Source organism: Angustibacter sp. McL0619, from assembly GCF_049994355.1.
Taxonomy (GTDB): Bacteria; Actinomycetota; Actinomycetes; order Actinomycetales; family Angustibacteraceae; genus Angustibacter.
The window spans coordinates 4,298,614-4,321,518 of sequence record NZ_CP188257.1; the positions used below are offsets into that span (position 1 = coordinate 4,298,614).

Consider the following 22,905-nt stretch of genomic DNA (forward strand, 5'->3'; position numbering starts at 1 on the left):
CAGGTGCTCACGGCAGGAACAGGGCTGAGCGGCTCGCCAGATCGAGCAGCGGGCCGGGCAGCACTCCCAGCAGCAGGGTCATCAGCACGCCGACGGAGATCGCCACAGTGGTCAGAATGCTCGGCACCGCGACGACCGTGCCCTCGACGTCCGGGTCGGAGAAGTACATGAGCACGATGATGCGGACGTAGAAGAACGCCGCGATCGCGCTCGACACGACACCGACCACCGCCAGCCAGGTGCCGCCGTTCGCCACGGCCGCCGAGAACACCGCGAACTTGCCGGTGAAGCCTGAGGTCAGCGGGATGCCCGCGAAGGCCAGCAGGAACAACGTGAAGACGGCGGCCAGCACGGGCGAGCGGCGAGCCAGGCCCGCCCACTGCGACAGGTGCGTGGCCTCCCCCGCGCTGTCCCGCACCAGGGTCACCACGGCGAAGGCGCCGATCGTGGTGAAGCCGTAGGCCGCCAGGTAGAACATCGAGCCGGACAGGCCGCTGCGGTCGAAGGCCAGCACGCCGACCAGGATGAAGCCGGCATGCGCGATCGAGGAGTAGGCCAGCATGCGCTTGATGTCGGTCTGCGTGATGGCCAGCACCGAACCGACCAGCATGGTGAGGATAGCCACGACCCACAGGATCGGCTGCCAGTCCCAGCGGGCCGGCGCCAGCGCGACGTAGAACACGCGCAGCATCGCGCCGAAGGCCGCCACCTTGGTGCAGGCCGCCATGAAGCCGGTGACCGGCGTGGGGGCACCCTGGTAGACGTCCGGCGTCCACATGTGGAACGGCACCGCGCCGACCTTGAACAGCAGCCCGATCGAGACCATCGCGATGCCGATGAACATCATCGGGTCGGCGTCGCCGCGGTTGCTGATCGCGGTGCTGATGTCCGACAGGTAGAGGCTGCTCGAGAAGCCGAAGAGCATGGCCGCGCCGAACAGGAAGAACGCTGACGAGAAGGCGCCCAGCAGGAAGTACTTCAGCGCAGCCTCCTGCGAGAGCAGGCGACGGCGACGAGCCAGCCCGCACAGCAGGTACAGCGGCAGTGAGAGCACCTCGAGCGCGACGAACAGGGTCAGCAGGTCGTTGGACGCGGGGAACAACATCATCCCGGCGATCGAGAACAGGGCGAGCGGGAAGACCTCGGTCTGCACCCAGCCCGCCCGCGCCGTAGCGGCCTCGTACGCCGACCCCGGGACGCTGGCGGCCTGGGAGGTGAACGCGTCACCTTCGTTGCCGGCGAAGCGCTCGGCCATGGTGAGCACCGCGAGGATGGCCAGCACCAGGATCGTGCCCTGCAGGAACAGCGCCGGCCCGTCGATCACGACGGCACCGGCCGCCGTGGTGGCCTTCTTGTGGTCGGTGGCCAGGATGACGGCCACGAACGCGGCGACCAGGCCGACCAGCGTCACCGCGACCTGGACCACGTAGCGCGAACGGCGCGGCGCGAACGCCTCGACCAGGACGCCGACCATCGCCGCACCGAGCACGATGAGCATCGGGGCGACGAGGTGGTACGAGATCGACGGCGCGTGCACGTCGGCCGTGACCAGGGCGTTCACTTCGAGGTCCCTTCGGCTGCGGGGGCGACCTTTGGTGCGGGGTCGGTGACGCCCACGACGGTCATGGTGCTCTTCACGGCCGGGTTGACCACGTGCAGCACGAGGTTGGGGAACACGCCCAGGCCGATGATCGCGACCAGGATCGGCGCGACCACCCATGCCTCGCGGGTGGTGAGGTCCTTGATGGTGGTGGCGCTCTCCGGCTTCGGGCCGGTCATCATGCGCTGGTACATCAGCAGGATGTAGATGGCCGCCAGGATGATGCCGAGGGTGCCGATCACGCCGGCCGCCGGGTACCGCGCGAAGGTACCGACCAGCACCAGGAACTCGCTGACGAAGCTCGACAGGCCTGGCAGCGCGAGCCCGGACAGGCCGGCCACCAGGAACACTCCGGCGATCAGCGGGGTGACCCGTTGCCAGCCGCCGAAGTCCGGGATGCGCCGCGAGCCCCGCCGCTTGACCAACATGGCGGCCACCAGGAAGAGCGCCGCGGTGGAGAAGCCGTGGTTGACCATGTAGAGCGTTGAGCCGCTCTGCCCCGGCGAGGTCATCGCGAAGATGCCCATCACGATGAACCCGAAGTGCGAGATCGAGGTGTACGCGATCAGCCGCATGATGTCGGTCTGCCCGATCGCCAGCAGCGCGCCGTAGATGATCGAGATCAGCGCGAGCACGATCACCGTCGGGGTCGCCCACTTCGCGGCGTCCGGGAACAGCGGCAGGCAGAACCGGATCATCCCGAAGGTGCCGACCTTGTCCAGCACGCCGACCAGCAGGACGGCCACCGGCGGCGGCGCCTCGGCCGCGGCGTCCGGCAGCCAGGTGTGCACCGGGAACATCGGTGCCTTGACCGCGAACGCGAAGAAGAACCCGAGGAACATCAGCCGCTCGGCGCCGACCCCCATGTGCAGCCCGGTCAGGTTGCTGAGCAGGAAGCCGTCGGGGCCACCGGGGCCTGCGAAGTACAGCGCGATGACCGCGACCAGCATGATCAGCCCGCCGGCCAGCGAGTAGAGCAGGAACTTCACCGCGGCGTACTGGCGCTGCTCGGCGCCGAAGGACCCGATCAGGAAGTAGACCGGGATCAGCATCGCCTCGAAGAAGACGTAGAACAGGAAGACGTCGGTGGCCGCGAACACGCCGACCATGAACGTCTCCAGCACCAGGATCAGCGCGAAGTAGTTCTGCTCGCGGCGGCCGACCTCGGGCACGTCGTGCCAAGCGGCCAGGATGCATACCGGGGTGAGCGCGGCGGCCAGCGCGATCAGCACCAGCGCGATGCCGTCGACGCCGACCGCGTAGCTGACCCCGAACTGCTCGATCCAGTGGTGCTGCTCGGTGAACTGGAACTGCGGCCCGTTCTTGTCGAACTGCAGGGCCATCACCACGACCAGGCCGAGGGTGAGGACGGAGACAGCCAGCGCGATGTGCTTGGCCCGAGCGACCAGACCCTCCGGCAGCGCGGCGACCACGGCCGCACCGACCAGCGGAACGGCACCGATCACGGTGACCAGCGACAGGCTGCTCATCGGATCACCGCCAGAGTGCCCAGGATGACGACGACGCCGGCCAGCATGCTCAAGGCGTACGAACGCACGAAACCGTTCTGCCACCTTCGTACCCGGGCGGACGTTCCGCCGATGAACGCGGCTAGGCCACCGACCGCGCCGTCCACGCCCTTGTTGTCCACGAACACCAGCGAGCGGGTCAGATGCTGGCCCGGTCGCATCAGCACGGCCTCGTTCACGTCGTCCTGGAACAGGTCGCGGCGGGCCGCGCGGGTCGCCAGCGACCCCACGGGGGCGGTCTGCGGGACGGCCTCACGCTGGTAGCGCGCCCAGGCGATGAAGATCCCGACGGCGACCAGCAGGAGCGTCGTGACGGCCAGCACGGGCACCGGTACGACCGGCTCCTCGTGCGGCGCCTCGCCGACGATCGGCGAGAGCCAGTCCGAGATCCACCCCGTCGGGCCGAGGATCAGGCCGAGGAAGCAGGAGCCGAGCGCGAGCACGATCATCGGGAAGAGCATGATCCGCGGCGACTCGTGCGGGTGGACGTCGTCCTCCCAGCGCTTCTTGCCGTGGAAGGTCATGAAGAACAGGCGTGACATGTAGAAGGCGGTGATGCCGGCACCGATCAGCGCAGCGCCGCCGAACACCCACGGCCGCCAGCCCTCACCGATGAACGCCGCCTCGATGATCTTGTCCTTGCTGAAGTAGCCGGAGAACGGCGGCACTCCCATGATCGCCAGCCAGCCGCAGGCGAAGGTGATCCAGGTGACCTTCATGACCGTGGAGATCAGGCCGTACCTACGCATGTCGGTGCGGTCGTTCATGCCGTGCATGACCGAGCCCGCCCCGAGGAACATGCCTGCCTTGAAGAAGCCGTGGTTCAGCAGGTGGAAGATCGCGAAGACGTAGCCGACCGGGCCGAGGCCGGCGGCCAGCATCATGTAGCCGATCTGGCTCATCGTCGAGGCGGCCAGCGCCTTCTTGATGTCGTCCTTGGCGCAGCCGACGACCGCGCCGAACAGCAGCGTGATGGTGCCGACGATGACGACGACGAGCTGCGCGTCCGGCGTCAGGTTGAAGATCGGGCTGGACCGCACCACCAGGTAGACACCGGCAGTGACCATCGTCGCGGCGTGGATCAGGGCGGACACCGGGGTCGGGCCGGCCATGGCGTCACCGAGCCAGCTCTGCAGTGGGAACTGGGCCGACTTGCCGCAGGCGCCGAGCAGCAGCATCAGGCCGATCGCGGTCACCGCGCCCTTGGAGGCGCCGCCTGCGCTGCCGAAGACGGTGAGGAAGTCGACCGCCCCGAACTGGACGAACATGATCATGATGGCGACTGAGAGCCCGAAGTCACCGACCCGGTTGGCCACGAACGCCTTCTTGGACGCCGCCGCGTAGTCGCGGTTCTGGTTCCAGAAGCCGATCAGCAGGTACGACGCCAGACCGACGCCCTCCCAGCCCACGTAGAGCAGCAGGTAGCTGTCGGCCAGCACCAGCAGCAGCATCGAGGCGACGAAGAGGTTCAGGTAGGCGAAGAACCGGCGGCGGTCCGGGTCGTGCTCCATGTAGGCCACGGAGTAGACCAGGATCAGCGAGCCGACGAACGTGACCAGCAGGCAGAACGCCATCGAGAGCTGGTCCAGCATCAACCCGGCCTCGACCTTGAACGATCCGGCCGAGATCCAGCTGTACAGCTGCTGGGTGAACGCACGGTCGTCGCTGCTGCGGCCGAGCATCGCGATGAACACGACCAGGGCGACGACGAACGCGGCCCAGGACATCGTGACGCCGAGCAGGTGGCCCCAACGGTCGGTCCGTCGTCCACCGAGCAGCAGCACGACGGCGCCGAGCAACGGCAGCGCGACCAGGAGCCAGGTCAGCGAGAACACGCCGGAGGCGGTCACGTACGTGACAGCGCGCACGCTGCTGTCCGCCGCGAGTACCGATGTGGTCGTCATCTGGGTATCGAGTCCGTTCCGGTTCCGGTGCCAGTCAGAGCTTGAGCAGGTTGTCGTCGTCGACCGAGGCCGAGCGGCGGGCGCGGAAGATGCTCAGGATGATCGCGAGACCGACCACGACCTCGGCCGCGGCAACCAGCATCACGAACAGCGCCACCACCTGGCCGTCCAGCGTGCCCTGCATGCGGGCGAAGGTGACGAAGAGCAGGTTGGTCGCGTTGAGCATCAGCTCGACGCCCATGAACACCACGATCGCGTTGCGCCGCAGCAGTACGGTCGCCGCCCCGATCGCGAACAGGATCGAGGCCAGGTAGAGGTAGTTGTTCAGACTCATCGACGGCCTCCCTGCTCGACGTCTTCCTCGATGGCCGGCACCGCTTCGTCGAACTCCTGCGCCGCGCGCACCTGCTGACGGACCCGCAGCACGCGGGACACCGACAGCTCACTGGGGGTGCCGTCCGGCAGCAGCGCCGGGGTGTCCACCGCGTTGTGCCGGGCGAACACACCGGGAGCCGGCAGGCCCGCGGGCAGCCGACCGGTCAGGAAGCGCTCCTCCGACTGCACGCGCTGGGTGCGCTTGATGCCGAGCCGCTCGCGGTGGGCCAGGATCATCGCGCCCATCGCCGCTGTGATCAGCAGCGCGCTGGTGACCTCGAAGGCCCACACGTACTTGCCGAAGATGATGTCGGCGATGCCGTTGACGTTGCCGTTCTTGTTCGCTTCGGAGAGGCCGACCGGTGCGGCGAAGGTGACCGACCCGATGCCGGCGATCAGCAGAATGCCGAGGCCGAACGCCAGCAGCACGGCGACCCAGCGCTGCGCGGTGATCGTCTCGACCAGCGAGTCCGCCGAGTCGACGCCGATCAGCATCAGCACGAACAGGAAGAGCATCATCACCGCGCCGGTGTAGACGAAGACCTGGATGACCCCCAGGAAGTCGCCGTCCTGCACGATGTAGAAGACACCGAGGCCGACCATCACCACGGCCATGCCCAGGGCCGCGTGCACCGCCCGGCTGGCGAAGATCAGCCCGAGAGCGGCGATCACCATCAGCGGGCCGAGGACCCAGAACAGCACCGTCTCTCCGCTGCCGGGTGCGGGGTCGCCGGTCGCCATCAGCTGCGCGGGCAGGGCGAGCGCGCTCATCCGTGGACCTCCTCGGCCTGCGAGTCGACCCAGGCCTGCTGGTCCGGGGTGGCCTTCACGACCTCGCCACGGTAGTAGTCCTTGTCGGTCTTGCCCGCCGGCATCGGGTGCGGCGGGGGGAGCATCCCGCTCTGCAGCGGAGCGAGCAGCTGGTCCTTCTCGAAGATCAGCTTGCCGCGGGTGTCGTCGGCGAGCTCGTACTCGTTCGTCATGGTCAGCGCACGCGTCGGGCAGGCCTCGATGCACAGCCCGCAGAAGATGCAGCGCAGGTAGTTGATCTGGTAGACGCGCCCGTACCGCTCGCCCGGCGAGAACCGGCCGGCCTCGGTGTTGTCGGCGCCCTCGACGTAGATGGCGTCCGCAGGGCAGGCCCACGCGCACAGCTCGCAGCCGATGCACTTCTCCAAGCCGTCCGGGTGACGGTTGAGCTGGTGCCGGCCGTGGTACCGCGGCTCGGTCGGGCGCGGCTTCTCGGGGTACTCCTCGGTGGCCACCTTGCGGAACATGGTGGAGAAGCTCACGCCGAACCCGGCGACCTGCGGGGCCAGCCGCGGCAGCACCCCGCGCGGCTCGCCCTTGTTCGGCTCGCGCCACTCGGCGCGGCCACGTCCAGTGGACTCGTCAGCCACGGGGATCCTCCTCGGGCAGGGTCTCGTCGTTACCGGACGCAGTCAGCGCGGCGACCTTCGGGCGCGATCCCCGGGTGACCAACAGGGTCTGCCCGGGCAGCGGTGGCACGGGGTGCCCGCCCGCGAACGGGTCGACCTCGCCCAGCGTCCAGCCGGCCTGATCCTCCTCGTCCGTGGCCCGCGTCGCGTCGATCACCCAGACGACCGCGATGGCGATCACCCCGACGACGGCGATGCCCAGGAACAGCTGGCGTCGAGTGATGTCGGTCATCGGCAGCGCCCGGATGGTGGCGACGCCGATGATCCACAGCAGGCTGGTCGGGATCAGGAACTTCCAGCCGAAACGCATGAACTGGTCGTAGCGCACCCGGGGCAGCGAGCCGCGCACCCAGACGAAGAAGAACAGGAACATCCACAGCTTGATGACGAACCAGAGGAGCGGCCACCAGCCCTCGTTGAACATCCCGTCGTTGACCGCGGACAGCGGCCACGGTGCGCGCCACCCGCCGAGGAACAACGTGGTCGCGAGCGCCGAGACGGTGACCATGTTGACGTACTCGGCCAGGAAGAACAGCGCGAACTTCAGCGAGGAGTACTCGGTGTGGAACCCGCCGGTCAGCTCGCCCTCGCCCTCGGCCAGGTCGAACGGCAGGCGGTTGGTCTCACCGAGCATCGTGATCACGTAGACCACGAACGAGAAGATCGCCGAGATGATGAACCACTGGTGGCGCTGCTCGTAGACGATCTCGGACGTCGACATCGACCCCGCGTACAGGAAGATCGGCACCAGGGACAGGCCCATCGCGATCTCGTAGCTGACGATCTGCGCGGACGAGCGCAGCCCACCGAGCAGCGGGTACGTCGAGCCGGACGACCAGCCGGCCAGCAGGATGCCGTAGACGCCGACGCTCGCGACGGCCAGCACGAAGATGACCGCGACCGGGATGTCGGTGAGCTGCAACGGGGTCAGGTGCCCGAAGACGTACACCGACGGCCCGAACGGGATGATCGCGAAGGCGACGAAGCAGCAGCTGGCGGCGATGATCGGCGCCGCGATGAAGACCGCCTTGTGGGCGTTCTTCGGGATGATGTCTTCCTTCAACGCGAGCTTGATGCCGTCCGCGAGGGTCTGCAGCAGGCCGAAGGGACCGGTGCGGTTCGGGCCGGGACGCTGCTGCATCCGGCCGATCACCCGGCGCTCGAACCAGATCAGCAGCAGCGTAGTGACGACCAGGAAGACGAAGATCAGCAGCGCCTTGACCAGCACCAGCCACCACGTGTCCTGGCTGAAGTCGGCCGCGCCGTCGGCGGTGATCAGGGCGGTGGTCATGCCAGTTCACCTCCCCGGCTCAGCGTGACGACGGAGCCGACATCGGCCCCCAGGGTGGATCGGACCGCGAAGCCGGTCTGGTTGGTGGGCAGCCAGACGACGCGGTCCGGCAGGTCGGTGACGACGACCGGCAGCGTCAACGTGCCGCGGTCGGTGCCGACGGCCAGCAGCTCGCCGTCCGCCAGTCCGACCTCGGCCGCGGTCGTCGCGGACAGCCTGGCCACCGGACGGCGCGCGGTGCCGGCCAGCCACGGCTCGCCGTCCTGCAGCCGACCGGCGTCCAGCAGCTGGTGCCAGGTGGCCAGCACGGCCTGGTTCGGCCCGACGGCCGGCGGGGTCGACGGGTCGACGGACGGCGCCGCCGCCCGCTCGCCGTCCCAGACGGCGATCTCGGCGGCCTCGGAGCGGACAGCGTCCAGCGAGCGCAGCCCGAGCTGGACGCCCAGCTCGTCGGCCAGCATGTCGAGAACCCGGTAGTCGCTGTTGGCGCTGGACTCCAGCACCGTCCCGAACGGGCGCTCGCGACCCTCGAAGTTCCAGAACGTGCCGCTCTTCTCGGCGGCCGGGGCGACCGGCAGCACGACGTCCGCGCGCTCGGTCACGGCGCTCGGTCGCAGCTCCAGCGAGACGACGAAGCCGGCGGCGTCCAGCGCGTCCAGTGCCGCCTGCGGGTCCGGCAGGTCGGCGGGGTCGACGCCACCCACGACCAGACCACCGAGCTCGCCGGTGCTGACCGCCTTGAGCATCTCGCCGGTGTCGCGACCCTCGTCGAACGGCAGGTGGTCCACACCCCAGGCCGCCGCGAGGTCGACCCGCGCGGACGCATCGCCCACCGGACGGGCGCCGGGCAGCAGGTTGGGCAGCGCGCCGGCCTCGACCGCGCCGCGTTCACCGGCTCGGCGGGGCACCCAGGCGAGCCGGGCACCGGTCACGTCGGCCAGCCGCAGGACGGCGGACAGTGCACCGGGCACGGTGGCCATCCGCTCACCGACCAGGATCACCGACCCGTTGGTGTGCAACAGCTTCGTGGTGTCGGCGACCTCGATTGCACCGTCCGCGATGGCGGCGACCACCTCGGCCTCAGTGCCCGGGCCGGCCGGCACCAGGCGACCGCTGAGCTTGTCCAGCCCGCGAGTCGCCCAGCTGGCCACCGAGACAACGTGCTGACCGTGCTTGCGCACCGCCTTGCGCAGGCGCAGGAAGACGATCGGCGACTCCTCCTCGGGCTCGAACCCGACCAGCAGCACGGCCGGGGCAGCCTCGAGCTCGGCGAAGTCGACACCCTCGGCCCCGACCCAGGCGCCGGCGACGGCGTGCGCGAGGAACTCCGCCTCCTCCGCCGAGTGCGGGCGGGCGCGGAAGTCGACGTCGTTGGTGTCCAGCGCGACGCGGGCGAACTTGGCGTAGGCGTAGGCGTCCTCGTGGGTGACCCGACCGCCGGTCAGCACGCCGACCCCACCGGCCTCGCGGGCCGCCGCAAGCCCCTGTGCCGCAACGGCCAGCGCCTCGGGCCAGGACGCGATGTGCAGTTCGCCGGTCTCGACGTCGCGAACCATCGGGTGGGTCAACCGCTCGCTCGTCGCGTACTGGAAGGCCCAGCGACCCTTGTCGCAGTTCCATTCCTCGTTGACCTGCGGGTCGTCCAGCGCCATCCGGCGCAACACCACGCCGCGACGGGCGTCGGTGCGGATCGCGCAGCCCGACGCGCAGTGCTCGCACACGCTCGGCGTGGACTTCAGGTCGAACGGACGGGAGCGGAACCGGTACGCCGCACCGGTCAGCGCCCCGACCGGGCAGATCTGCACGGTGTTGCCGCTGAAGTAGCTCTCGAACGGGTGCTTGGCGTAGATGCCGATCTGCTGCAGGGCACCCCGCTCGACCAGCTCGATGAACGGGTCACCGGCGATCTGCTTGCTGAACCGGGTGCACCGCGCGCACAGCACGCAGCGGTCGCGGTCCAGCAGCACCTGGCTGGAGATGTGCACCGGCTTCGGGAACGTGCGCTTGACCCCGGCGAAGCGGGACTCGCTGCGGCCGTTGGACATCGCCTGGTTCTGCAGCGGGCACTCGCCGCCCTTGTCGCAGACCGGGCAGTCCAGCGGGTGGTTGATCAGCAGCAGCTCCATCACGCCGTGCTGCGCCTTGTCGGCGACCGGCGACGTGTGCTGGGTCTTGACCACCATGCCCTCGCCGACCGCGAGCGTGCACGAGGCCTGCGGCTTCGGCATCGGACGCGGGGTGCCGTCCGGGCCGGGCATCGAGACCTCGACCAGGCACTGGCGGCAGGCGCCGACCGGCTCCAGCAGGGGGTGGTCGCAGAACCGCGGGATCTGGACGCCGATCTGCTCGGCGGCGCGGATCACCAGGGTGCCCTTGGGTACCTCGACGTCGGCACCGTCGATGGTCAGCCGGACGTGGTCGTCGCGGGTCGCGGCCGGGCCGCCGGTGGGTGTGGTGACGGTCATGGTGCTGCGATCACCTCGGGTGCGAACAGGGCTGAGGCCGCGGAGTCGAACGGGCAGCCGCCCTCGGGGTTCTCGGCCGAGGGCAGGTGGCGCAGGTACTCGTCACGGAAGTACTGGATGCTCGAGGTGACCGGGCTGGTCGCGCCGTCACCCAACGCGCAGAACGAGCGCCCCAAGATGTTGTCGCAGATGTCCAACAGCTTGTCGAGGTCGGACTCCTGCCCGCCGCCGTGCTCGAGCTTGTGCAGGACCTGCTTCATCCAGTAGTTGCCCTCACGGCAGGGAGTGCACTTGCCGCAGGACTCGTGCGCGTAGAAGTCGATCCAGCGGTCCACGGCGCGCACCACGCAGGTGGTGTCGTCGAAGATCTGCAGCGCCCGGGTGCCGAGCATCGAGCCGGCCGCCGCGACGGACTCGAAGTCCAGCGGGACGTCCAGGTGCTCGGCGGTGAAGATCGGGGTGGACGAGCCGCCCGGCGTCCAGAACTTCAGCGAGCGCTCGTCGGAGCGCATCCCGCCGGCCATGTCCAGCAGCTCGCGCAGGGTGATGCCCAGGGGCGCCTCGTACTGGCCCGGACGCTTGACGTGCCCGGACAGGCTGAACAGCCCGAAGCCGGTGGACTTCTCGGTGCCCATGCCGGTGAACCAGTCGGCGCCGTGGGCGATGATCGACGGCACGCTGGCGATGGACTCGACGTTGTTCACCACGGTGGGGCGGGCGTAGAGCCCGGCGACCGCGGGGAACGGCGGCTTGAGCCGCGGCTGCCCGCGCCGGCCCTCGAGGGAGTCCAGCAGGGCCGTCTCCTCGCCGCAGATGTACGCGCCGGCGCCGGCGTGCACGGTGACGTCCAGGTCGAAGCCGGAGCCGAGGATGTTCTTGCCCAGGTAGCCCTTGGCGTACGCCTCCTCGACCGCGCGCATCAGCCGGCGGTAGACGTGCACGACCTCGCCCCGCAGGTAGATGAACGCGTGGTTGCACCCGATCGCGAACGAGGTGATGACCACGCCCTCGACCAGGAAGTGCGGCGCCGCCATCATCAGCGGGATGTCCTTGCAGGTGCCGGGCTCGGACTCGTCGGCGTTCACCACCAGGTAGCGCGGTCCGCCGTCCGGGGGCGGCAGGAAGCCCCACTTCATGCCGGTCGGGAAGCCCGCGCCGCCACGGCCGCGCAGACCGGAGTCCTTCACCGTCTGGATCAGGGCGGACTGCTGCATGCCGAGCGCGGTCCGCAGCGCCTGGTAGCCCTGGTAGCGCTCGTAGGTCTCCATGGTCCAGGAGCGCTCGTCGTCCCAGAACTCGGTGAGGATCGGGGTGAGCGTGGTCGCCATGCTCAGTCCTCCTTCGCCTTCTTGGACGACGCCTGCTTCGCTGTCGAAGTCTTCGCCGCGCCCTTGTCGCCCTGCGCCACGGCGGCGTCGTTCGCGCTCGGCGCGTCCGGCTGGGCGACGTGCTCGGCCGCGACCTGCTCGACCGGCGGCGACGAGGGCGGCAGTCCGTTGGACTCCGGCGCCGTCCAGCCCTTCTCCCGAGCCAGCTTCAGGCCCTCGAGCGAGGGACCGGCCGCGCCGACCCCCTCGTCCGCGAGGCCGTCGGAGAACCCCGCGAGCGTGCGGGAGACCTGCTTGAACGTGCACACCTTCGACGCGCCGCGGCTGGGCCGGACGTCGGCGCCGGACCTCAGCTCGTCGACCAGGTCACGGGCGCTGGACGGCGTCTGGTTGTCGAAGAACTCCCAGTTGACCATCACCACGGGCGCGAAGTCGCAGGCGGCGTTGCACTCCACCCGCTCCAGCGTGATCGCGCCGTCCTCGGTGGTCTCGTCGTGGCCGACGTCCAGGTGGTCCGACAGCGTGTCGAAGATCTGGTCGCCGCCCATGATCGCGCACAGCGTGTTGGTGCAGACGCCGACGGTGTAGGTGCCGTTGGGGTGGCGCTTGTACTGGGTGTAGAAGGTCGCGACGCCGGCCACCTCGGCGGTGGTCAGGTCCAGCTGGCTGGCGCAGAACTCCACGCCGCGCTGACTGACGAAACCTTCCTCGCTCTGCATCAGGTGCAGCAGCGGCAGCAGCGCGGAGCGCTTCTGCGGGTAGCGCGCGATGATCAGCTCGGCGTCCGCCTCCAGGCGTGCGCGCACATCGTCGGCAAAGGTGTCGGCGCCGTCCTGGGCGACGAACGTCGCCTGGTACTCCGCGGGCATCAGCGGTCCACCCCTCCCATCACCGGGTCGATAGAAGCGACGGCGACGATGACGTCGGCGAGCTGGCCGCCCTCGCACATCGCCGCGGTCGCCTGCAGGTTGTTGAAGCTGGGGTCGCGGAAATGCGCGCGGTAGGGCCGCGTGCCGCCGTCGCTGACCAGGTGGACGCCGAGCTCCCCCTTGGGGGACTCGACCGCCTGGTACACCTGGCCGGCGGGCACCCGGAAGCCCTCGGTGACCAGCTTGAAGTGGTGGATCAGGGCCTCCATCGAGCTGCCCATGATGTTGCGGATGTGGTCCAGGCTGTTGCCCATGCCGTCGCTGCCGATGGCGAGCTGCGCAGGCCAGGCGATCTTCTTGTCCTCGACCATCACCGGCCCGGGCGTGTTCTGCAGCCGGTCCACGGCCTGCTCGATGATCGACAGCGACTCGTAGCACTCGTCCAGCCGGATGCACAGCCGCCCGTAGGCGTCGCAGGAGTCCCGCGTCATGACCTCGAACTCGTAGGTCTCGTAGCCGCAGTAGGGCTCCGTCTTGCGCAGGTCGTGCGGCAGGCCGGTCGAGCGTAGGATCGGGCCGGTGATGCCGAGGGCGATGCAACCGGTCAGGTCGAGGTAGCCGACGTCCACCGTGCGGCCCTTCAGGACGGGGTTCTCCAGCAGGAGGGCCTCCAGCTCGCCCATCCCCCGGCGGACCGCCGGAACCATGTCGCGGATCAGGTCGATCGCACCGGGCGGGAGGTCCTGCGCGACACCGCCGGGACGGATGTAGGCGTTGTTCATCCGCAGGCCGGTGACGTTCTCGATCACCTTGAGCACCCGCTCGCGCTCGCGAAACCCGACGGTCATCACCGTGGTGGCGCCCATCTCCATGCCGCCGGTCGCGGTGGCCACCAGGTGCGAGGAGATCCGGGTCAGCTCCATCATCAGCACCCGGATGATCGACGCTCGCTCGGGGACCTGGTCGGCGATCCCGAGGAGCCGCTCGATCCCGAGGCAGTAGGCGGCCTCCTGGAACATCGGCGTGAGGTAGTCCATCCGCGTGCAGAAGGTCACGCCCTGCGTCCAGGTGCGGAACTCCATGTTCTTCTCGATGCCGGTGTGCAGGTAGCCGATCCCGGCACGGGCCTCGGTGACGGACTCGCCGTCGATCTCGAGGATGAGTCGGAGCACGCCGTGCGTCGACGGGTGCTGCGGACCCATGTTGACGACGATGCGCTCCTCGCCGAGGGCGGCTGCCTCCTCGGCGACGTCGTCCCAGTCACCGCCGGCCGCGTTGAAGACCGCGCCGTCCGAGGGGCCCTCGGGGTCGGTGATGCCGTACGGGTCGGAGTGGCCGGCCGGCGCGGCCGCGCCGGTGTGGACCGTCTGGTCGCTCATCAGCTGTACGACCTCCGCTCGTCGGGCGGCGGGATCTGCGCGCCCTTGTACTCGACGGGGATGCCGCCGAGGGGGTAGTCCTTGCGCTGTGGGTGGCCGGGCCAGTCGTCCGGCATCAGGATGCGGGTCAGGGCAGGATGCCCGACGAACTCGATGCCGAACATGTCCCAGGTCTCGCGCTCGTGCCAGTCGTTGCCCGGCCAGACGCTCACCACAGACGGGATCCGCCGGTCGTCGTCCGGGCAGGTGACCTCGAGCCGGACCCGACGTCCGCCGTTGGTGATGGACAGCAGGTGGTACACCGCGTGCAGCTCACGACCGCTCTGCTCGGGGTAGTGCACCCCGCTGACGCCGGAGCAGATCTCGAACCGCAGAGTGGGCTCGTCACGCATCAGGCGGGCCACCACCGGCAGCGACTCGCGGCGCACGTGGACGGTCAGCTCGCCGTGCTCCAGGACGACCTTCTCGATCGCCTCGTCGAACGTCGACCCCGCGTCGTCCAACGCGATGGCCAGGTCGTTCGCCGCACCCTCGAACCAGCCGGGCAGCGGGCGCTCGGCCGGTGCACCGAAGGCCACCGGACGGACCAGACCGCCATAGCCCGACGTGTCCCCCGAGCCGCTGGCACCGAACATGCCGGTTCGCACCTCGAGGACCTCGGCACCGGCCTCGGCGCGGGCCACCTCGGACGAGGTGGCGCCGCCTTCCTGGGCCTGCCGGGCTTCGGGCTTCTCGTCGTCGCTCATCGCAGCAGCCCGTGCATGTGCTCGGTCGGGGTCGACTGCAGCGCAGCCGCCTCGGCCGCTCGGGCGGCCTCGACGCGGTTGGCACCCAGCGGCATGTTCTGGATGTGGTGGTGCAACGTGATGATCGCGTTCAGCAGCATCTGCGGGCGCGGCGGACAGCCGGGCAGGTAGATGTCGACCGGGATGACGTGGTCGACGCCCTGCACGATGGCGTAGTTGTTGAACATGCCGCCGCTGCTGGCGCAGACACCCATCGAGATGACCCACTTGGGCTCGGGCATCTGGTCGTACACCTGACGCACCACGGGAGCCATCTTCTGGCTCACCCGGCCGGCCACGATCATCAGGTCGGCCTGCCGCGGCGTCGCACTGAACCGCTCCATGCCGAACCGCGCGATGTCGTAGTCCGGCGTGCCGACGGCCATCATCTCGATGGCGCAGCAGGCCAGCCCGAACGTCGCAGGCCACACCGAGCTCTTGCGCATGTAGCCGGCGAGCGCCTCGACCGTGGTCAGCATGAACCCAGCCGGGAGCTTCTCCTCGATACCCATCTAGACCTCAGTCCCAGTCCAGCCCACCGCGACGCCACACGTAGGCGTACGCGATGAACACGGTGAGGATGAACAGCACCATCTCGACCAGGGCGAAGATGCCCAGCCGGTTGAACGCGACGCCGAACGGGAACAGGAACACCGACTCGATGTCGAAGATGATGAACAGCATCGCGGTCAGGAAGTACTTGACCGGGAAGCGGCCACCGCCGGCCGCGTGCGGCGACGGCTCGATGCCGCACTCGTAGGCGTCCAGCTTGGCTCTGTTGTAGCGCTTCGGGCCGGACAGCGAGCCGGCCACGATCGAGAAGACCGCGAAGCCTGCTCCGATGGCGAACAGGACGAGGATCGGCACGTAGGGGTTCACGCCGTCTCGCTCCCCTCTGTGTTCCTGGTCGTGTCTGGTCGTGCCTGCTGCAAGGCGACCCAATCCTAGGGCCGTCGTCGCGCGGCTTCAGGTAAGGCATGCCTCACCTTGACCGAGCGGCGCTCGCGGGGCTTGTGAGCGGCTTCACGAGCGCGGTTGGCAGTCTAGGCCCGGCACGCGAGGCGGTGACCGGCACCCTCGTCCGAAGCTGGTCGAAGTGGCGCCGGCCACCGGCGTTCGCGTCGCGTCGGGGTCAGTGCTTGAAGGCGTCCTTGACCTTCTCGCCGGCCTGCTTGAGGTCGGCCTCGGCCTGGTCCCCCTTGCCCTCGGCCTCCAGCCGCTCGTCGTCGCTCAACTTGCCGGCGGCCTCTTTCGCCTTGCCCTTCAGGTCTTCCGCGGTGTTCTCGAGCTTGTCGTCCTGTCCCATGTCGTCTCCTTCGATGGCGTCCGACCAGTCAAGACCCGCACCGGCCGGCCCGCATCCGCAACGCGTCGAAGGGGTTCAGGGACGACGTGCCCGGTGCAGCGCGACGACACCGCCGGACAGGTTGCGCCACGCGACGTCCGTCCAGCCGGACTGCTGCAACCGCTTGGCCAGGCCGTCCTGGTCCGGCCAGGCGCGGATCGACTCGGCCAGGTACACGTACGACTCCGGGTTGCTGCTGACCCGCCGCGCGATCGACGGCAGGGCCCGCATCAGGTAGTTCACGTAGACGGTGCGGAACGGCGTCCACACCGGGTGGCTGAACTCGCAGACCACCAGCCGCCCGCCGGGCCGGGTGACCCGGCGCAGCTCGCGCAGCGCCTGGTCGGTGTCCACCACGTTGCGCAGCCCGAACGACATGGTGACGGCGTCGAAGGACTTGTCCGCGAACGGCAGGCGGGTGGCGTCCCCCGCGGTGAACGACAGGTCCGGACGACGCTTCTTGCCGACCCGCAGCATGCCGAGCGAGAAGTCGGCCGGCACCACCTGCACGCCGGCGTCGGCGAAGGGCTCGCTGCTGGTGCCCGTCCCGGCGGCCAGGTCGAGCACCGTCTCACCGGGCCGCGCGTCCAGCGCGCGCACCACTGCGCGCCGCCAGAGCCGGTCCTGCCCGAGCGAGAGCACGTCGTTCGTCAGGTCGTACCGGTCGGCGACGGTGTCGAACATCGCGGCGACCTCGTCGGGACGCTTGTCCAGGTGTGCGCGGCTCACCCATCCATCCTCGCGCACCGGCCGAATTCGCTGACGCTTACCCTTGGCCCGTGACCGTCGCCCCCTCCACCGCCGCGGCCCCCCTCGTCGTCCGCACCGTCGCCATCGACGACCCGGGCCCGCTGCTGGATCTGCTGCCCGAAGAGCCGGCCGCGACCTGGGTGCGCCGGGGCGAGGGGATCGTCGGCTGGGGCGAGTCCGCCCGGTTCGAGTCCAGCGACGCCGACCGGTTCGAGCTGGCGCAGCAGTGGTGGCGGGAGATGGTCGCCCACGCAGTGGTCCGGGACGAGGTGGCGGTGCCGGGCTCCGGTGCGGTTGCGTTCGGCTCGTTCGCCTTCGACGCGCGCTCCAGGCGCTCCAGCGTGCTCACCGTGCCATCCGTGGTGGTCGGCTCGCGCGGCGGCCGCAGCTGGGTGACAACCGTTGCAGCGCAAGGGGTTCTACCAGCTGCTGCCGACCTGCGCACCCACCGGGCGACGGCGCCTGGCGAGGTGACGTACGCGGACGGCGCGATGTCCGGCGCCGACTGGGAGTCCGTGGTGGCGCGGGCCGTCGAGCGGGTCGCGGCCGGCGACGTCGACAAGGTCGTGCTGGCCCGCGACCTCGAGGCTCGCGCCGCCGCACCGATCGACCCCCGCTGGCTGCTTCGTGGGCTGGCCGCCCGCTACCCGGGCTGCTGGACCTTCGCGGTCGACGGCCTGGTCGGCGCGACGCCCGAGCTGCTGGTGCGGCTGGAGCGTGGGCTGGTGCACTCGCGGGTGCTGGCCGGCACGATCCAGCGCACCGGCAACGACGAGCACGACCTCGCGCTGGCCGGCTCACTCGCCCGCTCGAGCAAGGACCTTGAGGAGCACGAGTACGCGGTGCGCTCGCTGGCCGAGGCGCTCGCCCCGCACTGCAGCTCGATGAACGTGCCCGAGGCGCCGTTCGTCCTGCACCTGCCCAACGTCATGCACCTGGCCACCGACGTCGCCGGCGTGCTGGCCGACGGCGCGACGTCCCTGGCCCTGGTGTCCGCGCTGCACCCGACTGCCGCCGTCGGCGGAACCCCAACACCTGCCGCGATCGAGCTGATCCGCGAGCTGGAGGGAATGGACCGCGGGCGCTACGCGGGCCCAGTCGGTTGGACCGACGCGGCTGGCGACGGCGAGTGGGGGATCGCCCTGCGCTGCGCCGAGCTCGATGACGGCGACCGGCACCGGCTGCGGCTGTTCGCCGGCTGTGGGATCGTCGCCGGCTCGGACCCCGAGGCCGAGCTGGCCGAGTCCGACGCCAAGCTCGTGCCGATGCGCGACGCACTGACCGGGCCTGACGTCTTCGACGGACGCTCGGGCTAGCCGGTTCCGCGGCATCGAGGTACGTTGCCGTCCCATGACCGCCCGGAATGTCTTGCGTCCGCTGACCGTCGTCGCCACCGCCTCGGCGCTCGCCGTCCCCGCTCCGCTGCTGTCGGCCGAGACTGCCGCTGCCTCGCCCCAGCACGAGCACGGCAACCACCTGCAGTGGAAGGATCTGCCCACCGGGTCGACCGCCCGGTTGCGCGGCCTGGCGCCGGTCAACCACGACGTGGCCTGGGTGTCCGGCACCCTCGGCACCGTGCTGCGCACCGACGACGGCGGGCGCACCTGGGACGACGTGTCCCCCGGCGGCGACACCGGCGCGCTGCAGTTCCGCGACATCGAGGCGTTCGACGCGCACCGCGCGGTGATCCTGTCCATCGGCGAGGGCGGTGACTCCCGGATCTACCGGACGTCGGACGGCGGCCACAGCTGGCACCTGGGCTTCACCAACGACGACCCGGCCGCGTTCTACGACTGCATGAGCTTCTGGGACGACCGGCACGGGCTCGCGATGAGCGACCCGGTGGACGGCAAGTTCCGGGTGCTGTCGACCCGCAACGGCGGGCGGTCCTGGTCGGTCGTCGATCCGAGCGGCATGCCGCCGGCGCTGGACGGCGAGTTCGCCTTCGCGGCCAGCGGAACCTGCCTGGTCACGGCCGGCACGAAGGACGCCTGGATCGCAACTGGCGGCGGCGCACAGAGCCGGGTGCTGCGCACCCACGACCACGGGCTGACCTGGAAGGCCGCCACCACGACCATTCCCAGCGACCCGGCCGCTGGCATCTTCTCGCTCGCGGTGCGCGGTACGGACGACCTGGTCGCAGTGGGCGGCACCCTGGACGACCCAACCATCGGCACCGACTTCTCGGCGCGGTCCTGGGACGGGGGTCGGCGCTTCTGGCCGGGCGGCGACCTCGGTGGCTACCGCTCGGGCTCGTCCTGGCTGACGCACAGCCGGAACTCGGTGGTCGCCGTGGGGCCGACCGGTTCGGACGTGTCCCTGGACGGCGGACGGCACTGGCGCACCTTCGACACCAGCAGCCTGGACAGCGTCGAGTGCACGAAGGACGGCGCGTGCTGGGCCTCCGGTGAGGCCGGCCGCGTCGCCGTGCTGCGCGGCTCCGCCGCCCACCACTGAGGTCGGCCGAAGTTGACCACGTTAGGTGGTGGTAGGCCCGCTTAACGTGGGTTCTACCCATGGTTAAGCAGGTCTTCGACCACTTAACGTGATCAACGACCGGGCGCGTTAGGCACTAGAGGCGAGACAAGGCCTGCACGGTGGTCTCGGCGAGCTGCTCGCGCAGACGCCGGTGCGCGCTGCGGTCGATACGCACCTCGACCACCCGCAGCCCGGTCGGCCAGGCACCGACCTCGGCGGCGAGCTCTTCCGCGCTGTCGGCTGTGACGTGCTCGACGCCGGCGCCCTCGCAGAAACCTGCGAGGTCCGCACCGTGCGGGGTCCCGAAGACCCGGTCGAACGCGTCGGCGTGGGCCGGGGCGCCCGGCTCGAGGGTGGCGAAGATCCCGCCGCCGTCGTCGTTGACCACGACGATCGTCAGGTCCGGCTGCGGCTCCTGTGGGCCGACGACCAGTCCGGTCACGTCGTGCAGAAACGTCAGGTCGCCCAGCAGCGCGTAGGTGGGTGCGGGCGAGGCCAGGGCGAGCCCGATCGACGTCGACACGCAACCGTCGATACCGGCCAGCCCGCGGCTGGCCACGACCCGCGGCCCGCTGGTGACGCCGGCCAGGTCAAGGTCGCGGACCGGGTTCGACGACCCGACGAACAGCTGCGCCGAGGCGTCGAGCCGGGCGAGCATGGTCTTCGCGACCCCGAGACCACTCGGCCAGCTCTGTTCGATGACCGGCGAAACCGCCTGTGCGACAGCGGCTCCGGCGTCCTGCCAGGCTCGTAACCACTTCGAGTCGCGGTGGTGTCGGCCGGTCACAGGCTGGAGCGAGGCCATCGGCAGCACGCTGCGCACTCGACTAGCCGGGTCCGGCCACGGACCCGCGGCCGCCACCAGGTCGACGTCCACGTGGGGCTGGGCGAGCAGCCGGGACACCGCGCGGGTCAAGGTCGGACGACCGACGACGACGACCCGCTCGGGCCGGTGCCTGGACATCCAGTCCGCGGATCCGAGCAACAGCGACCCGTGCGGGATGCTGCTCGTCCGCGCGCCACCACTGGACGGTTCGGCGACCACTGGCCAGCCACGCGCCCGCGCGACCTCGGCGGCCGCGCTCCCCCAGTCCGGACCGGCGAGCGGGAGATCGCCGACCAGCACCAGCGTGCGGCGGCCGTCGTCCTCGATCGGTTCTGCCGCAACGGACTGCAGCCTCGCCGACGTCCAGGGTGCGCCGTCCGGCCGCCCGTCCGCCGCGACTTCTGGCGCGGCGGCGTCCGGGACCAGCGGCTCACGGAACGGAAGGTTCAGGTGGACGGGGCCGGGTGTGCCATCGCGGTCGCCCTGCGCCGCGATCACCGCCCGAGAGGCAGTGGCCCGCCAGACGGCGACCTGCCCGATCCGTTCGTCGGGAGTCGCGAGGTCGTGCTGCCAGCGCACGACGTCGCGGAAGATGCCGACCTGCTGCGTGGTCTGGTTGGCGCCTGTCCCGCGCAGCTCAGGCGGCCGGTCCGCGGTGAGCAGCAGCAACGGGATGCCGGAGTGGGCGGCTTCCAGCACCGCAGGGTGCAGGCTGGCCACCGCCGTTCCGGACGTGGTGACGACCGGGACGGCGTGACCGCTGGCCTTGGCGAGACCGAGCGCGAGGAAGGCGGCGGTGCGCTCGTCGGTGCGCACGTGCAGCCGCAGGCGACCGGCGGCGTCCGCGGCCTGCAGTGCGAAGGCCAGTGGCGCGGACCGCGAGCCCGGGCACAGCACCGCCTCCCGGACACTATGCCGGACGAGCTCGTCGACCAGCACGGCGGCGCAGCAGGTGGCAGGGTTCACGCGGGCGATCCTGCCACCATCCACCCGGCTGACGATGAGTTGGCGCCCCGCTGCCGGTCTACCCTGGACCAGCCTCGTCAGCGAAGGGACCTGCGCCATGCTGCAGAAGATCACCCCGAACCTCTGGTTCGACTCGCAAGCCGAGGAGGCCGCGAACTTCTACGTCTCGGTCTTCAAGAACTCGCGCATCGTCAGCATGCAGCGATTCAACGAGGCCGGACCTGGCGAACCCGGCACCATCGTCACCGTCGACTTCGAGCTCGACGGCCAGCGGTTCACTGGTATCAACGGCGGCCCGATGTTCGCCTTCTCCGAGGCGGTCTCCTTCATGGTCACCTGCGATGACCAGGACGAAGTCGACTACTTCTGGGACGCACTGTTGGCCGACGGTGGCGTCGAGTCGCAGTGCGGCTGGCTCAAGGACAGGTTCGGCCTGTCCTGGCAGGTGGTGCCGAAGGGCTTCGCCTCGCTGTTCGCCGATCCCGACCCCGAGCGGGCGGCCAGAGCAACAAAGGCGATGCTCGGCATGGTGAAGCTCGACCTGGCGGCCCTACAGCGCGCCGCCGACGGCGAGGTTTAGACGCCCCGCAGCACCTCGTAGCAGCGGGCAAGCCGGGCGAGCCACCAGTCGCGTCGGTCAGGAGATGCCGCGCACTCGGCCAGCCGGTCCGGCTCGACCGCCCGCGCGGCAGCTACCGACAGCACCCCGCCCGCCGGCCGCAGCGCGAGACTCGCGACGTCCCGTTCGAAGAGCCCGACGGTGCCCAGCCCACAGGCGAACGGCAGCGAGGGCAACGCAGCCGCGAGCGCCACGCCGCTGGCGATACCCACGGAAGTGTCCAGGGCGGACGAGACGACGACGGGCAGCCCGCACGCCGACGCCACCTCCAACGCGGCCGCCACCCCACCGAGCGGCGCGACCTTCACCACCACGACATCGGCGCTGCCGGCAGCGGCCACGGCCAGCGGGTCCTCGGCCTTGCGGATGCTCTCGTCCGCGGCCACCAGCACGTCGATCCCGGCCCGGGCCAACGCAACCCGAGCAGCACCGAGCTCCTCGAGCGTCGCGCACGGCTGCTCGGCGTACTCCAGGTCGTACGGCGCGAGGGCCGCGAGGGCCTGCACCGCGTCGTCCACCGACCAGGCTCCGTTGGCGTCCACCCGGATCCGCGCGTCCGGACCCATCAGCGCACGGACCTCGGCGACCCGCGCGACGTCGTCCGCGAGCGTCTGGCCGGCCTCGGCCACCTTGACCTTCGCCGTCCGGCACCCGTCGAAGCGGGCAAGGACGTCGGCCACCTGCGAGGGGACGACGGCTGGCACGGTCGCGTTCACCGGCACCTCGTCGCGCACCGGCGTGGGTCCCTGCTGCCACCCGGCCGCGATGGCCGAACTAAGCCAGCGTGCCGCCTCGTCGTCGGCGTACTCCAGGAACGGCGAGAACTCCCCCCACCCGTGCGGGCCTTCCAGCAACAGCGCCTCACGCACGCTCACCCCACGGAACCGCACCCGCATCAGCAGGCTGACGAGATGGACGCGCGACAACAGGTCGTCGAGGTGGGGCAGTGGCTCGATG

At 70.2% G+C, this 22,905-nt stretch carries 21 protein-coding genes; 3 read left to right on the plus strand and 18 right to left on the minus strand.

Going from position 1 to position 22,905, the window contains the following annotated elements:
- Positions 1 to 7 precede the first annotated feature (7 nt).
- The 16 genes from nuoN to ACPPVT_RS20235 form a co-directional block, all read right to left on the minus strand.
- On the minus strand, positions 8 to 1,561 hold the full coding sequence (gene nuoN, locus ACPPVT_RS20160) for an NADH-quinone oxidoreductase subunit NuoN (protein WP_426563436.1): 1,554 nt from the start codon (positions 1,559 to 1,561) through the stop codon (positions 8 to 10).
- Entirely contained in the window at positions 1,558 to 3,090 is a 1,533-nt protein-coding gene (locus tag ACPPVT_RS20165) for an NADH-quinone oxidoreductase subunit M (protein WP_426563437.1), read from the minus strand. The genes nuoN and ACPPVT_RS20165 overlap by 4 nt, the downstream gene beginning before the upstream one ends.
- A complete protein-coding gene (gene nuoL / locus ACPPVT_RS20170; RefSeq protein WP_426563439.1) occupies positions 3,087 to 5,033 on the minus strand; it encodes an NADH-quinone oxidoreductase subunit L in 1,947 nt (648 codons plus the stop codon). Before nuoL ends, ACPPVT_RS20165 begins: the two co-directional genes overlap by 4 nt.
- Before the next feature lie 34 nt (positions 5,034 to 5,067).
- Positions 5,068 to 5,367: an NADH-quinone oxidoreductase subunit NuoK gene (gene nuoK, locus ACPPVT_RS20175; protein ID WP_426563440.1), complete on the minus strand. Its 300-nt coding sequence runs from the start codon at positions 5,365 to 5,367 to the stop codon at positions 5,068 to 5,070.
- Positions 5,364 to 6,179 (minus strand): NADH-quinone oxidoreductase subunit J, encoded by an 816-nt coding sequence (locus ACPPVT_RS20180; protein WP_426563442.1) that lies wholly within the window; start codon positions 6,177 to 6,179, stop codon positions 5,364 to 5,366. Before ACPPVT_RS20180 ends, nuoK begins: the two co-directional genes overlap by 4 nt.
- On the minus strand, positions 6,176 to 6,808 hold the full coding sequence (gene nuoI, locus ACPPVT_RS20185; protein ID WP_426563444.1) for an NADH-quinone oxidoreductase subunit NuoI: 633 nt from the start codon (positions 6,806 to 6,808) through the stop codon (positions 6,176 to 6,178). The genes ACPPVT_RS20180 and nuoI overlap by 4 nt, the downstream gene beginning before the upstream one ends.
- Positions 6,801 to 8,138 (minus strand): NADH-quinone oxidoreductase subunit NuoH, encoded by a 1,338-nt coding sequence (nuoH, locus tag ACPPVT_RS20190; RefSeq protein ID WP_426563446.1) that lies wholly within the window; start codon positions 8,136 to 8,138, stop codon positions 6,801 to 6,803. Before nuoH ends, nuoI begins: the two co-directional genes overlap by 8 nt.
- Positions 8,135 to 10,603: an NADH-quinone oxidoreductase subunit G gene (locus tag ACPPVT_RS20195; protein WP_426563448.1), complete on the minus strand. Its 2,469-nt coding sequence runs from the start codon at positions 10,601 to 10,603 to the stop codon at positions 8,135 to 8,137. Before ACPPVT_RS20195 ends, nuoH begins: the two co-directional genes overlap by 4 nt.
- Entirely contained in the window at positions 10,600 to 11,931 is a 1,332-nt protein-coding gene (gene nuoF / locus ACPPVT_RS20200) for an NADH-quinone oxidoreductase subunit NuoF (RefSeq protein ID WP_426563450.1), read from the minus strand. Before nuoF ends, ACPPVT_RS20195 begins: the two co-directional genes overlap by 4 nt.
- 2 nt (positions 11,932 to 11,933) lie before the next feature.
- Positions 11,934 to 12,800: an NADH-quinone oxidoreductase subunit NuoE gene (nuoE, locus tag ACPPVT_RS20205; protein WP_426563452.1), complete on the minus strand. Its 867-nt coding sequence runs from the start codon at positions 12,798 to 12,800 to the stop codon at positions 11,934 to 11,936.
- A complete protein-coding gene (locus tag ACPPVT_RS20210) occupies positions 12,800 to 14,179 on the minus strand; it encodes an NADH-quinone oxidoreductase subunit D (protein WP_426563454.1) in 1,380 nt (459 codons plus the stop codon). The genes nuoE and ACPPVT_RS20210 overlap by 1 nt, the downstream gene beginning before the upstream one ends.
- Entirely contained in the window at positions 14,179 to 14,925 is a 747-nt protein-coding gene (locus ACPPVT_RS20215) for an NADH-quinone oxidoreductase subunit C (protein WP_426563456.1), read from the minus strand. Before ACPPVT_RS20215 ends, ACPPVT_RS20210 begins: the two co-directional genes overlap by 1 nt.
- Entirely contained in the window at positions 14,922 to 15,476 is a 555-nt protein-coding gene (locus tag ACPPVT_RS20220) for a NuoB/complex I 20 kDa subunit family protein (protein ID WP_426563458.1), read from the minus strand. Before ACPPVT_RS20220 ends, ACPPVT_RS20215 begins: the two co-directional genes overlap by 4 nt.
- A gap of 7 nt (positions 15,477 to 15,483) precedes the next feature.
- On the minus strand, positions 15,484 to 15,843 hold the full coding sequence (locus tag ACPPVT_RS20225) for an NADH-quinone oxidoreductase subunit A (RefSeq protein WP_426563460.1): 360 nt from the start codon (positions 15,841 to 15,843) through the stop codon (positions 15,484 to 15,486).
- A gap of 253 nt (positions 15,844 to 16,096) precedes the next feature.
- Positions 16,097 to 16,270 (minus strand): CsbD family protein, encoded by a 174-nt coding sequence (locus tag ACPPVT_RS20230; RefSeq protein ID WP_426563461.1) that lies wholly within the window; start codon positions 16,268 to 16,270, stop codon positions 16,097 to 16,099.
- Positions 16,271 to 16,345: 75 nt separating this feature from the next.
- Positions 16,346 to 17,038, minus strand: coding sequence for a demethylmenaquinone methyltransferase (locus ACPPVT_RS20235; RefSeq protein ID WP_426563463.1), 693 nt, complete (start codon positions 17,036 to 17,038; stop codon positions 16,346 to 16,348).
- Positions 17,039 to 17,088: 50 nt separating this feature from the next.
- Here ACPPVT_RS20235 and ACPPVT_RS20240 point away from each other — a divergent pair, with 50 nt between their 5' ends.
- Together ACPPVT_RS20240 and ACPPVT_RS20245 are read left to right on the plus strand one after the other, a co-directional pair.
- Positions 17,089 to 18,375 (plus strand): isochorismate synthase, encoded by a 1,287-nt coding sequence (locus tag ACPPVT_RS20240; RefSeq protein WP_426563465.1) that lies wholly within the window; start codon positions 17,089 to 17,091, stop codon positions 18,373 to 18,375.
- A 34-nt stretch (positions 18,376 to 18,409) separates the two neighbouring features.
- On the plus strand, positions 18,410 to 19,516 hold the full coding sequence (locus tag ACPPVT_RS20245; RefSeq protein ID WP_426563467.1) for a WD40/YVTN/BNR-like repeat-containing protein: 1,107 nt from the start codon (positions 18,410 to 18,412) through the stop codon (positions 19,514 to 19,516).
- Between the two features lie 115 nt (positions 19,517 to 19,631).
- Here the strand turns inward: ACPPVT_RS20245 and menD are convergent, their stop codons facing one another.
- A complete protein-coding gene (gene menD / locus ACPPVT_RS20250; RefSeq protein WP_426563469.1) occupies positions 19,632 to 21,329 on the minus strand; it encodes a 2-succinyl-5-enolpyruvyl-6-hydroxy-3-cyclohexene-1-carboxylic-acid synthase in 1,698 nt (565 codons plus the stop codon).
- Positions 21,330 to 21,429: 100 nt separating this feature from the next.
- Here menD and ACPPVT_RS20255 point away from each other — a divergent pair, with 100 nt between their 5' ends.
- Positions 21,430 to 21,909: a VOC family protein gene (locus ACPPVT_RS20255; protein ID WP_426567218.1), complete on the plus strand. Its 480-nt coding sequence runs from the start codon at positions 21,430 to 21,432 to the stop codon at positions 21,907 to 21,909.
- On the opposite strand, the gene ACPPVT_RS20260 is transcribed toward ACPPVT_RS20255, so the two are convergent.
- Positions 21,906 to 22,904: an o-succinylbenzoate synthase gene (locus ACPPVT_RS20260; RefSeq protein WP_426567219.1), complete on the minus strand. Its 999-nt coding sequence runs from the start codon at positions 22,902 to 22,904 to the stop codon at positions 21,906 to 21,908. The two genes, ACPPVT_RS20255 and ACPPVT_RS20260, sit on opposite strands and share 4 nt — an antisense overlap.
- Between the last annotated feature and the right edge of the window lies 1 nt (position 22,905).